General features: G+C 72.3%; 16 protein-coding genes and 2 pseudogenes. 6 read left to right on the top strand and 12 right to left on the bottom strand.

The features are described 5' to 3' along the window. Positions 1-39 precede the first annotated feature (39 nt). From OG286_RS34405 to OG286_RS34395, 3 genes are all read right to left on the bottom strand, one after another. A complete protein-coding gene (locus tag OG286_RS34405; RefSeq protein ID WP_396321229.1) occupies positions 40-642 on the bottom strand; it encodes a CBS domain-containing protein in 603 nt (200 codons plus the stop codon). A gap of 110 nt (positions 643-752) precedes the next feature. Next, positions 753-896, bottom strand: a complete 144-nt coding sequence (locus tag OG286_RS34400) for a hypothetical protein (RefSeq protein WP_396321228.1) — start codon at positions 894-896, stop codon at positions 753-755. After that, complete coding sequence (locus tag OG286_RS34395) at positions 883-1,578, bottom strand: CBS domain-containing protein (protein WP_396321227.1); 696 nt, start codon at positions 1,576-1,578, stop codon at positions 883-885. The genes OG286_RS34400 and OG286_RS34395 overlap by 14 nt, the downstream gene beginning before the upstream one ends. Before the next feature lie 162 nt (positions 1,579-1,740). Here OG286_RS34395 and OG286_RS34390 point away from each other — a divergent pair, with 162 nt between their 5' ends. Continuing rightward, entirely contained in the window at positions 1,741-3,165 is a 1,425-nt protein-coding gene (locus OG286_RS34390) for an MBL fold metallo-hydrolase RNA specificity domain-containing protein (protein ID WP_396321226.1), read from the top strand. Between the two features lie 162 nt (positions 3,166-3,327). On the opposite strand, the gene OG286_RS34385 is transcribed toward OG286_RS34390, so the two are convergent. The 4 genes from OG286_RS34385 to OG286_RS34370 form a co-directional block, all read right to left on the bottom strand. Beyond that, positions 3,328-3,831, bottom strand: a complete 504-nt coding sequence (locus tag OG286_RS34385; protein ID WP_396321225.1) for a hypothetical protein — start codon at positions 3,829-3,831, stop codon at positions 3,328-3,330. A gap of 337 nt (positions 3,832-4,168) precedes the next feature. Then, the gene (locus tag OG286_RS34380; protein ID WP_396321224.1) at positions 4,169-4,558 is read right to left on the bottom strand and encodes a DUF302 domain-containing protein; all 390 of its coding nucleotides are present in this window, start codon (positions 4,556-4,558) and stop codon (positions 4,169-4,171) included. 25 nt (positions 4,559-4,583) lie between these two features. Next, positions 4,584-4,904 (bottom strand): rhodanese-like domain-containing protein, encoded by a 321-nt coding sequence (locus OG286_RS34375; protein ID WP_405365997.1) that lies wholly within the window; start codon positions 4,902-4,904, stop codon positions 4,584-4,586. A 203-nt stretch (positions 4,905-5,107) separates the two neighbouring features. Further along, positions 5,108-5,374: a metal-sensitive transcriptional regulator gene (locus OG286_RS34370; RefSeq protein WP_405365996.1), complete on the bottom strand. Its 267-nt coding sequence runs from the start codon at positions 5,372-5,374 to the stop codon at positions 5,108-5,110. Between the two features lie 191 nt (positions 5,375-5,565). On the opposite strand from OG286_RS34370, the gene OG286_RS34365 reads away from it, so the two are divergent. From OG286_RS34365 to OG286_RS34355, 3 genes are all read left to right on the top strand, one after another. After that, entirely contained in the window at positions 5,566-6,033 is a 468-nt protein-coding gene (locus OG286_RS34365; RefSeq protein ID WP_405365995.1) for an OsmC family protein, read from the top strand. Positions 6,034-6,090: 57 nt separating this feature from the next. After that, on the top strand, positions 6,091-6,270 hold the full coding sequence (locus tag OG286_RS34360) for a thioredoxin domain-containing protein (RefSeq protein ID WP_396321220.1): 180 nt from the start codon (positions 6,091-6,093) through the stop codon (positions 6,268-6,270). 77 nt (positions 6,271-6,347) lie between these two features. Beyond that, the gene (locus tag OG286_RS34355; RefSeq protein ID WP_405365994.1) at positions 6,348-6,698 is read left to right on the top strand and encodes a hypothetical protein; all 351 of its coding nucleotides are present in this window, start codon (positions 6,348-6,350) and stop codon (positions 6,696-6,698) included. A 92-nt stretch (positions 6,699-6,790) separates the two neighbouring features. Here the strand turns inward: OG286_RS34355 and OG286_RS34350 are convergent. Next, positions 6,791-6,991: pseudogene (locus OG286_RS34350) on the bottom strand (IS630 family transposase); the annotation flags it as partial. Continuing rightward, a pseudogene (locus OG286_RS34345) lies at positions 6,986-7,120 on the bottom strand (site-specific DNA-methyltransferase); the annotation flags it as partial. The pseudogenes OG286_RS34345 and OG286_RS34350, both read right to left, overlap by 6 nt. Before the next feature lie 184 nt (positions 7,121-7,304). Here OG286_RS34345 and OG286_RS34340 point away from each other — a divergent pair. Next, positions 7,305-7,505, top strand: coding sequence for a hypothetical protein (locus OG286_RS34340; protein ID WP_396321218.1), 201 nt, complete (start codon positions 7,305-7,307; stop codon positions 7,503-7,505). A 308-nt stretch (positions 7,506-7,813) separates the two neighbouring features. After that, positions 7,814-9,949 (top strand): SpoIIE family protein phosphatase, encoded by a 2,136-nt coding sequence (locus OG286_RS34335; RefSeq protein ID WP_396321217.1) that lies wholly within the window; start codon positions 7,814-7,816, stop codon positions 9,947-9,949. A gap of 297 nt (positions 9,950-10,246) precedes the next feature. Here the strand turns inward: OG286_RS34335 and OG286_RS34330 are convergent, their stop codons facing one another. The 3 genes from OG286_RS34330 to OG286_RS34320 form a co-directional block, all read right to left on the bottom strand. Further along, positions 10,247-10,450: a hypothetical protein gene (locus tag OG286_RS34330; protein WP_396321216.1), complete on the bottom strand. Its 204-nt coding sequence runs from the start codon at positions 10,448-10,450 to the stop codon at positions 10,247-10,249. A gap of 74 nt (positions 10,451-10,524) precedes the next feature. After that, positions 10,525-10,758 (bottom strand): ROK family protein, encoded by a 234-nt coding sequence (locus OG286_RS34325; protein ID WP_396321215.1) that lies wholly within the window; start codon positions 10,756-10,758, stop codon positions 10,525-10,527. Between the two features lie 204 nt (positions 10,759-10,962). Further along, positions 10,963-11,475, bottom strand: coding sequence for a hypothetical protein (locus tag OG286_RS34320; protein ID WP_396321214.1), 513 nt, complete (start codon positions 11,473-11,475; stop codon positions 10,963-10,965). Positions 11,476-11,484: the final 9 nt, after the last annotated feature.

Genomic DNA, 11,484 nt, shown 5'->3' with positions numbered 1-11,484 from the left:
CGCCGGCCCCATCCGCCCGGGAGCGACGCCGGAGACGTGTCAGTCGGGCGCGACGAGCCTGACCTCGACGTCCACCACGCCGGGAACGGCACGCACCAACCGTTCCATTACCGGGAGTGCCGAAGCGTCGGGCAGTGTCCCGCTCAGGGTGATCCGTCCCTCCTCCGCACGGACGTCGACGGCCGAAGCATGTTCGGGCTTCAGCACGGCGAGGAGTTCGAACCTCACCTGGTCGGCGAGGTCTTCGTCGGTGCGCAGGTGGACCTTGAGCAGGTCGCTGCGGCTGACGATGCCGATCAGACAGTCCTCGGCGTCGACCACCGGGAGCCGCTTGAAGTGGCCGCGGGCCATGGCCCGGGCGGCCTCGGCGGTCGGGCTGTCGGCGTGGACCGAGACGGCGGGCGCCGACATCAGGCCGGCGGCGACCAGCCCGTCGGTACTGCCCTTCTCGCGGTCCTCGGCCGCCAGCAGGTCCGCCTCGGACACCACGCCCACCACCCGGCCGTCGCCGGCCAGCACCGGCACGGCGCTGACCTTCCACTGCTGAAGGGTCTCCAGGATCTCCCGGAAGGTCGCGTCGCGGCCGACCGCGACCACCGCATGGGTCATCACCTCGCCGACGGTGTTCCACTGACTGGTCATGGTGTGCTCCAAGGGGGCGAATCGGGGGCCTTCGGCGACCGGGACCGCGCTCGCGGAGCGCACTCGCACGAAACCGGGCCGGCCGCGCTTCCGAAGCGGATCAGGGCGGATCAGGTGGCGGAGGCGGCCAGGTGGACGATGGCGCGGTCCCGTGCCCGTGACGTCGGGCCGAGGTTCGTCAGCCCGCGCCGGGTCAGCGCCTCGAACAGCGCGCCCGGGCCCTGCTCGTTCGGGTCGAACTCAGCGGTCGGCACGGTAGGCACGGGGGTGTTCGAGGTGGACATCGGTGTCGTCCTCGCTCCAGTCGAGGGTCTGGTGCACCGCGACCACGCCGTCCACGGCACGGCACAGCTGCTCGGCGATCGGAACGAGACTGCGGCGCGGCAGCCGTCCGGCCAGGGTGACCACGCCGTCCTGTACGACGACCTGGACGTCACCCGGTGCCAGCCACAGCGTCTGGCCGAGCACGTCGTGGACGATCTCCTCGCGGATGGCGGCGTCGTGGCGCAGGAAGACCTGCAGCAGGTCGCGACGGCTGACGATGCCGGTCAGCCGGCCGACCTCGTCGACCACGGGCAGCCGCTTGACCTTGTGCCTGTCCATGGCGCGGGCGGCCTCCGGGACGGACCAGGAGGCGTGGGCGGTGACGGCCGGGCTCGTCATGAGCCCGCCGGCGGTCTCGGCCTCGGCGCGCGCCCGGTCGGCGGCGTCCAGCCAGCGGCCCGGGGTACGGCCCTCCGGATCCGGCAGGACGGCCTCCTTGCGGAGCAGGTCGGCCTCGGAGACCATGCCGATCGGGCGCCCCTGGTCGTCGACGACGGGAATCGCGGTGATGTCGTTGCGGTGGAACAGCGCCGCGATCTCCTTGAACGCCGTGTCGGGCCTGGCGGTGACGACCTCCCGGGTCATCACGTCGTGGACAGTGCGATGCTGCATGGTCCTCACTCCTCCGCGGCTGGTCTCCCTACCAACACTGTCCGCCCGCCGGAGCGGGACCGCACAGGGCCGTTCGGCCCAGCCGCCAGGGCCGATGCAGCCCGCGACGGCCGAGCCACCACTCGCCATCATGGGGAGTGACCACTCCCCCAGGAGGTCGCCATGGCGACGGACACCACCACCCCTCACCCGCAGCCCCGCCCGGGCCTGCTGACCTTCCTCGGCGGCGTCGGCACCGTCACCGGCAGCAAGTTCCTGGTCGAAACCGACCGCGCCCGGGTCATGGTCGACTGCGGCATGTTCCAGGGACTCGCCGAACTGCGCCGGCTCAACCGTCGCCCACTCCCGCTCGACCCGGCCGACATCGACGCGGTGGTCCTCACCCACGCCCACCTGGACCACTGCGGCTACCTGCCCAAACTCGTCCGGGACGGCTTCCGCGGACCGGTATTGACCACCCCCGACACCGCCCGCCTCGCCGAGCTGATCCTGCGCGACAGCGCCCACCTGCTCCGCGAGGACGCCGAGCACGCCAACCAGCACGGCTGGTCCAAGCACCGCCCCGCCGAACCGCTCTACGACGAGGACGACGTCGAGAACACCCTGCGCATGTTCGACCCCGTCCAGCTCGACACCGACGTCGAGATCACCGGCGGCATGACGCTGCGACTGCACCACGGCGGACACATCCTCGGCTCCGCCTGGGCCCACCTGACGTTGGAGGACGGCCACACCCTCGCGGCCAGCGGCGACCTGGGCCGACCCGTCCACCCGTTGCTGCGCCCGCCCGAACCGTTCACCGGCGCGGACGTCCTGCTGATGGAGTCCACCTACGGCAACCGCCACCACGAGGAGACCGCGGCCCGCGAATGGTTCGCAGCCGCGATCAACCGCACCCTCGCCCGCGGCGGCACCGTCGTCATCCCCTCCTTCGCCGTCGACCGCACCGAGGTCGTCCTGCACCAGCTCGCCGAGCTCCGCCGGGCCGGCCGGCTGCCCGCCGAAGCGCCCGTCTATGTGGACAGCCCGATGGCCCTGGCCGCCCTACAGATCTATCGCGAGGCCTTCGCCCGGCGCTCGGGCCAGCTGCGCCCCGAGGTCCTCGTCGAAGGCGCCTCGGCCCTCGACCCCGAACCGTTCTCGCTCATCCACTCCCTCCAGGAGTCCCTGGCCCTGGAGCACTCCAGCGTGCCGTCCATCCTGGTCTCGGCCTCCGGCATGGCCACCGGCGGCCGCGTCGTCCACCACCTGCGGCGACTGCTGCCCGACCCGCGCAACACCGTGATCGTGGTCGGCTTCGCCGCCGCGGGCACCCGCGCCCGCGACCTCGTCGACGGCGCCCGCGTACTGAAGATGTACGGCACCTACGTCCCCGTACGCGCCGAGATCGTCAACGTGCCCGCCTTCTCGGCGCACGCCGACGCCGCCGAGATCATCGAGTGGCTGCGCCACGCCCCGCCTCCGAGCGCCACCTACCTCGTGCACGGCGAGCCCGACGGATCGCAGGCCCTGCGCGACCGCATCGACCGCGAACTCGGCTGGACGGCGGTTGTCCCACGGTCCGGCGAACGCGTACTGGTCCGCTGAGCGGTCACCTACGCCCCCAACGGTCGCCGTTCGCCACGGCCCACCGCTGGCCGCCGCCACGCCGCCAGCACCCTGGCTCCCAACCGTCGTGGGCGCCGACGGCGACCTCGCCCTCGACCACAACACCAAGGCCGCCAACGCTTACCCGATCATCCTGGTCACCTACGACGTCGTGACCTCGCCCCCGGACATCCGGCACCCGAAAATACCCCTCCGGGTATATTGGAAGAGGAGGGAACGCCCTTCTTCTGACTGATCGCGAGGAGTTCTGCCATGTGCCGACGTACCACGTGCCGCACCTGCGGCAAGGCCACCTACGCGGGGTGCGGCATGCACGTCGACCAGGTGCTTGCCGGAGTTCGCAAGGCCGACCGCTGCAGCTGCGACCGGAGCGCGGCCAAGGGCGGCGGCTTCCTGGCGAGGCTGCTGGGCCGCCGCTGAGCCGGCGAGCAGGATCGCGTTGCGGCCGTCCTGGCTGATGGTCGCGCCGGGCTGGGGTGGAACCACGGTGCAGATCCGGGGGTCGGCGGCGGCGACGGCCTCGGCCTTGGTGATCACCCGCTGGACGGCGGGGTCGGTGACCGGCCGGTCGGCGGCGACCACGATCTGCAGCGCGATGGAGGCGTTGCCCGCGAAGCGTCGCTCGGCGACCTGCCTGACCTTCACGGACTCGGAGCCGTCGGCCTGCCATCCCGCGCCGGACAGCGCCGGACAGCGCCGACGTCACCTGGGGAGCGAACACACCGAGGCCGATCACGACCAGCAGCCATCCCACCAGGACGGCCTTGAAGTGCCGCACGGACCAGGCGCCGAGGCGACCGAGCAGGCCCGGGGCGCCGGGCGGCTCCGGGGGCGGCGCGGTGGACGGCCGGGCGAGGTCGGTGTCCGGGTGCTTCGCGTGATGCTCCGTTCCTGGGGTGGCCCGACTGGGCGCGAAGTACGGGTGGGGGTATATGAGAGGCCGAAGAAGAGGGCCCGCCGCGGCGGGCCTGGAGGGCACCGGTCAGTCCGCGAGGGCGTCCAGCGCGGCGCGCAGGCGGCCGGCCGCCTCGTCCGCGACAGCCTCCAGCGCGGGCTGCTCGGTGACCCGCACCATGAGCTGCGGGTCCATCGCCTCGACCACGGTGCGCCCGTCGGTCGCACGGACCACGACGTTGCACGGGAGCAGCAGTCCGATGCGCCGGTCGGCCTGGAGGGCACGGTGGGCCAGCGGCGGGTTGCAGGCACCGAGGATCAGGTAGTCCTCGATCTCCTCGCCAAGCTTGGCGTGCAGGGTGGCCCGGACGTCGATCTCGGTGAGGATGCCGAAGCCCTGCTCGGCGAGTGCGGCACGTACGCGCTCGACGGCATCGGCGAAGGGCAGGTCGAGGGTGACGGGAATGCCGTAGTCCATGGTGTACTCCATTCGTGGCGTCGGGTCAGGCGGTTCGGACAGCCAGGTCGCGGCCGGAGAGCGACCAGGCGGCGACGCCGCCCCGCACGGAGGCAGCCTCGAATCCGGCGCGGGTGAGGAGTTCGACCCCGACCTTGCTCCGGCTCCCGGAGGCGCAGATCACCATGACGGCGCGGCCACGAGGGAGATCGGCAAGGCTCCCCGCGAGCATCCCCAGCGGGATCCAACGGGCGCCCGCCACATGCCCCGCGGCGAACTCGAACGCTTCGCGCACGTCGACCACCAGTGCCCCTGCCTCCCGGGCGGCAATGAATGCCTCGATGTCGACTTCCCGGACCATGACCATGACCCACCTCTCAATACCCCTTGGGGTATATGCAGACTATGGCAACACCCCCCAGAAGGGCTGAATTCCACTGCGGGCCGCCAGGCGTGTCGCCTTCGCGTACCACGACGGGGCGGACGGATCGGCCGGCGCACGGGCGGGTCGACGCACACGTGGGACCGCGCCTGACGACTCACGCCCGCCGGGCGGCGGGCAGCCGGGCGTCAGGCGAGGGCGAGGAAGAGCTTCTCGAGTTCGGCCTCGCTCATCGGCGGGGCGCCGCCGTCGACGGTGGCCATGCACTGGCGCATACCGCTGGCCACGATCTTGAATCCGGCCCGGTCCAGCGCGCGGGAGACGGCAGCGAGCTGGGTCACGATGTCCTTGCAGTCCCGTCCGGCCTCGATCATCGCGATGACGCCGGCGAGCTGACCCTGCGCCCGGCGAAGGCGGTTGAGGACCGCGCCGACCGCGTCGTCGTCCACCTGCATTTCCGCACCTCCAGAGTGTCGTTCTCCGACCAGTTTACCCCCTGGGGTATATATCGGGCCGTTGGGCCGGGCTGACGGACCCTGCCGGGCCGGGCCGCTCGGCTCTGGCCTGCCGCTCGGCGCCGGTCTCTACTGGACCTGGACCCCGACCGCCACCGGCCGCTTCGCGGCCCGCCCGACAGGAACAGGCCATGACCTCGCCTCTGCAGAGCACACCTCCCCTCGACTCCGGGGCAACGCTCCCCCCGGGCCGGATCCGGATCGAGCACCTGAGCCAGGACAGCTACGAGATTGCGGTTCGCGGCCACCGACTTGTGGTGGACCAGCCGGTCGACGACGGCGGCCAGGACGCCGGCCCCACCCCGACCGAACTGTTCGCCGCGTCGCTCGCCTCGTGCGTGGCGTTCTACGCCGGCCGCTACCTGACCCGGCACGGCGTCGATCCGAAAGGGCTGCGGGTGGACGCCGGCTTCACGATGTCCGCCGACCGCCCCGCCCGGGTCACCGAGGTGACCCTCACTGTGGAGCCGCCCGAGGGCCTGGACCCGGCCCGGTACGACGCGCTACTCGCCGTCGCGTCGCACTGCACCGTCCACAACACGCTCCACCACACCCCGACCGTCCGCATCGAGATGTCCCCGTCCGACGGACCGGAGTAGACGACCTCGCTTCACCGTTCACATACCCGTAGGGGTATCTACGAGAGGCGAACGGCCATGGCCACGGTCGAGCCGGCCGAGAAGAACTTCGACGGGATCGCCGGCGGCGAGGGCATCGTTCCGGTGGACTTCTGGGCCGCCTGGTGCGGTCCGTGCCGAATGTTCGCATCCGTCTTCGAGCACGTCTCGCAGAAGCACCCGGACATCCTGGCCCCGCTTACCGTTCGTCCACCGTGACCCTGGTGCTCTGACCGCACAGGTTCGCCGGGTTAATGCAGTCGAGACAGGTCCAGCAGTCCGAGTAGCCTCGCCCTGTGGTGGATCAAGAGCGGTACGTCCTGTACCGGGAAGAGTCGAAGGTGCTGGCAGCGATCGGGGAGCATGTCGACGCCCAGGTCGGCCGTGTCACGGTCCGACTGCCCAGGGCCGCGGCCGAGGCCGCGGTGGCCGCTTGGGAGCGTGACGATCCGGACGATGACTTCGGCGAGGAGACCCACGAGCAGTACGCGCTGCGGGGCCAGGCTGGCGATCTGGCACTGATCGGCCTTGTGATCTCGGACGACGGCCGATGGGAGGGCGAGGAGGTCGTCGTCGACCTGCATGTCCACTCTGCGGGGGCAGCCTGGCTCCAGGCTGCTGAGCTGGGGCTGGTCGGCCGGCCCTGAGATCTCGCAGTGCGGCCACTGGGAGGGCGAGGAGGTCATGGTCGACCTGCACGTTGTCTCCCGCGGGGGCAGCCTCGCGGGAGTCGCTGTAGTCAGGCCGCGGCGGCCACCGGGCTGCCTCCCCGGCGGAGGCCCTTCTCCCTGCGGATGCGGGCGCGTTCCCTGCGCTGGGCCGCCAGAACCGGGGTGGCGGGCGTCGGCGTTGCGCCAGCGCACGTAGGCGTGGAGCGCGCGGGTCTGGACGTGTGGTTCGTATGGCTCGAGTTCGCCAGCGTGAGCTGCCGCAGCGGTCCGCGAACGGGGCGGGCGTTGCCGTCGATCGGGCCCTTGCTTCCCCACGGCACGAATTCACAATGCTGCGTGAAACGGCCCTTCTGCGGGCGGCTGGCGGGCTTGCACCAGGCGAGCGCGCCGCGCCAGATGCTGACCGGACCTCTTCAGAACGCGCCTCGGGCTTGCCGTCATCGATCTCGCGGGCCACGACACACCGGCGGCCCGGCAAGTCGCGCGTGTCCTGACCCAGCAGGCTCCCGAGACCCCGGACGGCTACACGACGCGCGCGAGCTGCCGGCCCACGCCGAGGTGTGCGCTGCCCTCGCCCCGGACATGCGACGGGGGCCGGCGGCCATCGCGGCGGACGCCGCCCTCGGGCGGCGCCGGCTCCACACCGACGCCGAAGACCGGATCCGCGCTGCGCTCACCCGCAGCAGGCACGTCGTCATCCGCAACATCCGCACGCAGGACACCCGCTCGACGCTGATCGGTTCGAGCGCAGCCCGGTCGAGGAGCCGGTGCGGCGCGAGCTGATGCGGGTCGTGCTCCAGCGAGTGGACCGACGAGAAGAACGCTCCGACGGTCTGCCCGGGGTGCGGCCGGCGACGGTGCCCACCTCGGGTCCGGTCGAGGAGGCCTGAAGCACGCCTCGCGCGTCGATGCCGAGCCGGCGGCCCGTGGATAGACTGACCAGGCGTTCCAGGAACGGACCCGGCGCGGGCAGCGGAGCATTCGGGCGCCCCGTTGTCGCACGTGCACGACACTCTCCGTGACCGTACGGCGGCGGCGAGCCTGTCGCGGATGATCCGGCAGCGGGCCATCGATCGGACGGGAGCCCTGCCATGGCGAACACGTCCAGGTCTCCGGGCGGCTACGACCCCGAGATCACCCACCCCGTGTCCGCCCGTGCTGCCTCGCCTTCGTCGGGCTCCCCCGGTGACGCCGAGCCGACCGCGGCCAACGACCGGCTGGCGCTCAACGGCATGGGCAGCTTCGACTGGGACCTCGACCGGGGCACCTACCACCTCGACGACGTGGGCCTGGAAGTGTTCGACCTACGGGCCGACGAGTTCGACGGAGTGCCCGCGTCACTCTCCGCCAGGGTGCTGCCGACGGACAGCGAGCGGCTCGACGAGGCCGTATCGCTCGCGCTACGGGAGGGACACCTGACCTTCGCGTCCTACTTCCGCCTGGTCTGCCGCGACGGAACGCTGCGCTGGGCCCACACACAGGGGCGCATCCTGCGCGACCCGCAGGCGCACCCGTACCGCATCGTCGGCATCGTCCGCAACGCCGAGGAGGAGCTGGCCCACGCCGAGGGGATGCGGACGCTCGCCGCCGACCGGCGCCGCCAGACCGACTCCGTGCGCGCCACCACCGAAGCCCTCGCCCGCGCCGTCACCGTCCGCGACGTGACCAACGTGCTGACCGACAGCGAAGGGCTGCGACGCTTCGGGGCGGACGGGCTCGCCCTCGGGCTGGTGGACGGGGGCGTCATGCGCCTCGTCGCCGTGACCGAGCAGCCGTCGGCGGAGCTCAGGGCCCAGGACGACCTGTCGCTGACCCACCTGGGGGACGGGCTGCCGCTGTCCGAGGCCGTGCTCACCCGGCGCGCGCGATTCGTCAGCACCAGGGAGGAGCTCACCACCCGCTACCCCCGTCTTCTGCCCTACGCCGAGGAGATGGGGATCGAGGCGGCGGCCTTCCTCCCCCTGGCCGCCCAGGCCCGCGCCCTCGGCGCGCTGGGCCTGTTCTACCGGGACAGGCACCACTTCAGCACCGAGGACCGGAACATCTGCATCGCGCTCAGCAGCGCCGTCGCGCAGTCCCTGCAACGCGCCATGCTCTTCGACCAGGAACGCGAATTCGCGACCACGCTCCAGACCACCATGCTGCCGCGCCGCATCCCCGAGATCAGCGGCGGCGCGGTGGCCGTCCGCTACCGCGCCGGCCGCAGCGGACGCGAGGTGGGCGGGGACTGGTACGACGTCATCCCTCTGCCGGGTCGGCGGGTGGGTCTCGTGGTCGGTGACGTGGAGGGGCATGACAGCCACGCCGCCGCCATCATGGGCCAGTTGAGGATCGCTCTGCGGGCCTACGCCACCGAGGGGCACACTCCCGCCACGGTCATGGCCCGCGCGTCCAGGTTCCTCGCCGATCTCGACACCGAGCGGTCCGCGACCTGCATCTACGTCGACGCCGACCTGGAGACCGGAACACTGCGCCTGGTGCGGGCCGGCCACCTCGAACCACTCGTGCGACACAGCACCGGCCGTACGAGCTGGGCCAGCGTGCGCGGTGGCCTGCCGCTCGGCGTGGCGACGGTGTTCGGCCAGGACGGCTACCCCGAGACCCGTCTCGACCTCAACCCCGCGGACACCCTCCTTCTGTGCACCGACGGCATGGTCGAACACCCCGGCCAGGACATCGCGGACGGCATCGAAGCCCTCGCCGCCGCCATGCGCGCCGGCCCGCGCGACACCGAGGCGCTCGCCGAGCACCTCTGCGCCGGCCACCCTGACGGCCTCGACAGCAGCGACGACATGGCGCTCCTGCTGCTGCACCGCGCGGCCGTGTCCGGCACCCACGCCACCCGGCAGATGACCCAGCACGTCCACCAGGCCGATCCGGAAGGGCTGGCGGAGACCCGGGCCATGCTCCGGCAGGCTCTGGCCGCGTGGGGTGCGGCCGACCTCCAGTCCGACATCGAGCTCACCGCGGACGAACTGATCACCAACGCCCTGGTCCACACCGACGGGGGCGCACTGCTCACCATAGAACTACGGGCCGGGACCGCCCCCTGCATCCGCCTGGAGATCCGGGACCGCTCCAGCGTCCTGCCGCGCCGCCGGACCCCCGGCGAGACCGCCACCTCCGGCCGCGGCCTGCTGCTGGTGGAGGCCCTCACGGGGAGCTGGGGCGTGGAGCCACTCGGCAGCGGCAAGAACGTCTGGTGCGAATTCCCGCTGGCGTGTTGACGATCCGGTGGCAGTTTCACGTGTCCGGCCCCTCCTCGATCCACGGGGCTGCTCCGGGATTGCCCCTCGACCTGAGTAAGCTCCCGTGTGCGGACGGCGCGGTTCTTCGCGACCCAGGAGGGCTGGTACACGGGCGCCCCGACCGCATCCACGTTGTGGCCAGCCGTGATGCCGTCCCAGATGACGGTCGCCCCCAGCGTTCCGACGACCAGCGTATCGGCGGCCCGGATCTGGTACCCGCCAGGGCACTTGTCCTTGAAGCTGTCCAACGGCACGGCTGACGCACCTCCAGTCGGCTCAGGTGATCGCGCCGGGGCCGGTCCCCGTGACGGTGTAGCTGACGGCCCTCGTCTCGCCGGGTGCAAGGCTGTAGGAGTCTCCCGTGCGGTGCCAGAACTGTTCGCGGGTGACCGCGACGCCGAGCCCTGCCTGCTCGCCCGTCGGCACGGTCACCGCGACGGCCGGGCAGGCCCTGGGCGGCGTCGCGTGAGGAGTTGACACGTCCACCGGTGACTTGGCGTAGCGGACGGCGGTCGGCGTACGCGCGGGCCCATTCGACGTGGCTGGTGCTCAGGTCAGGGCAGGGGCGCTGCCGCCACCGGGACCGAGGTCGGGCTGGTCCCGCAGGGCGACGGTGAGGGGCCCGGCGGCCCCGGCGCCTCCACACAACCGCGGTTTCCGCAGGCGCAGTCGGGGCCTTCCGGCTCGATCGGCAGACAGCCGGACTCGACGGCCGGTCCACCCGCGCCGGCGTGGAGGACCCCATGGAGCATCAGCGCGCCGCCGACGCCGCGACCGACCGAGATCACCGCGGAGGAGTCGCCCGCGGCACGGCGGCCCCGGCACCGGTGATGCGCCGGTCGCCCCACCTGCCGCCGGCTCCTCGCGGGTGGGGCGGAGCTGTCGGGATCGCAGCGCGATGCGCTCGGCGATGTGTCCCGGAGCGGGCCGGGCGGGTGGCGAGGGAAGGCGTCGCCGATCGCTCCGGACCGCGGGCCGCCTCGCGCGGGCGATCACTGGTCGCCGGCCTCCGGGCGACGGCGCGGGTGGCCGGACCACTCGGGTTCGACGCCCTCCCACTCCGTTTCCCAGGCTGCGGTCGTCTTCCGGTCGATCCTGCGGCGCCCGAGCGCGTAACCCGCGAGGGCGGCGCCCGACAGCCCGGCCATGGCGCCGGCCCCGATCACGACGGCCGTCGTGGCGATTTCCGTTCCCGGCCGGGTCGGGGATGCCGGCCGTCCCTGGTCGTCGACCCAGATGGCGACCGCTGTTCCCACGCCGGAGTCCGAACCGACCTCAACCGGCCCACTGCCGCGCACCGCTGCCGGGAACTGCCAGACCGCCTGCGCGTGGTATCTCCCCGCCCCGGTGAGTGCACCGGGCTCGTCCGGTACCGCCGCTGCGACGGTGGTCGCGGTGGTCCGGTGGCGGTGCTGTCCCTCGTCCCGTGCCTGACGCTGGTCGGCCCGCAGAGCGAGGAGGGCCGTCAGCAGCGCGAAGGCGAGGCAGACCACCAAGGCGACCATGAGGGCCAG

Source organism: Kitasatospora sp. NBC_00039, assembly GCF_045160625.1.
Taxonomy (GTDB): Bacteria; Actinomycetota; Actinomycetes; order Streptomycetales; family Streptomycetaceae; genus Kitasatospora.
The sequence above is the reverse complement of the archived record's forward strand: the minus strand, read 5'-3'. Positions and strand labels throughout refer to the sequence as shown.

Bases quoted from the DNA above. Each gene is read 5' to 3' on its own strand.
- OG286_RS34405 (WP_396321229.1), bottom strand. From the start codon at position 642: ATGACCAGTCAGTGGAACACCGTCGGCGAGGTGATGACCCATGCGGTG.
- OG286_RS34395 (WP_396321227.1), bottom strand. From the start codon at position 1,578: ATGCAGCATCGCACTGTCCACGACGTGATGACCCGGGAGGTCGTCACC.
- OG286_RS34390 (WP_396321226.1), top strand. From the start codon at position 1,741: ATGGCGACGGACACCACCACCCCTCACCCGCAGCCCCGCCCGGGCCTG.
- OG286_RS34380 (WP_396321224.1), bottom strand. From the start codon at position 4,558: ATGGACTACGGCATTCCCGTCACCCTCGACCTGCCCTTCGCCGATGCC.
- OG286_RS34375 (WP_405365997.1), bottom strand. From the start codon at position 4,904: ATGGTCATGGTCCGGGAAGTCGACATCGAGGCATTCATTGCCGCCCGG.
- OG286_RS34370 (WP_405365996.1), bottom strand. From the start codon at position 5,374: ATGCAGGTGGACGACGACGCGGTCGGCGCGGTCCTCAACCGCCTTCGC.
- OG286_RS34365 (WP_405365995.1), top strand. From the start codon at position 5,566: ATGACCTCGCCTCTGCAGAGCACACCTCCCCTCGACTCCGGGGCAACG.
- OG286_RS34360 (WP_396321220.1), top strand. From the start codon at position 6,091: ATGGCCACGGTCGAGCCGGCCGAGAAGAACTTCGACGGGATCGCCGGC.
- OG286_RS34340 (WP_396321218.1), top strand. From the start codon at position 7,305: ATGCGACGGGGGCCGGCGGCCATCGCGGCGGACGCCGCCCTCGGGCGG.
- OG286_RS34335 (WP_396321217.1), top strand. From the start codon at position 7,814: ATGGCGAACACGTCCAGGTCTCCGGGCGGCTACGACCCCGAGATCACC.
- OG286_RS34320 (WP_396321214.1), bottom strand. From the start codon at position 11,475: ATGGTCGCCTTGGTGGTCTGCCTCGCCTTCGCGCTGCTGACGGCCCTC.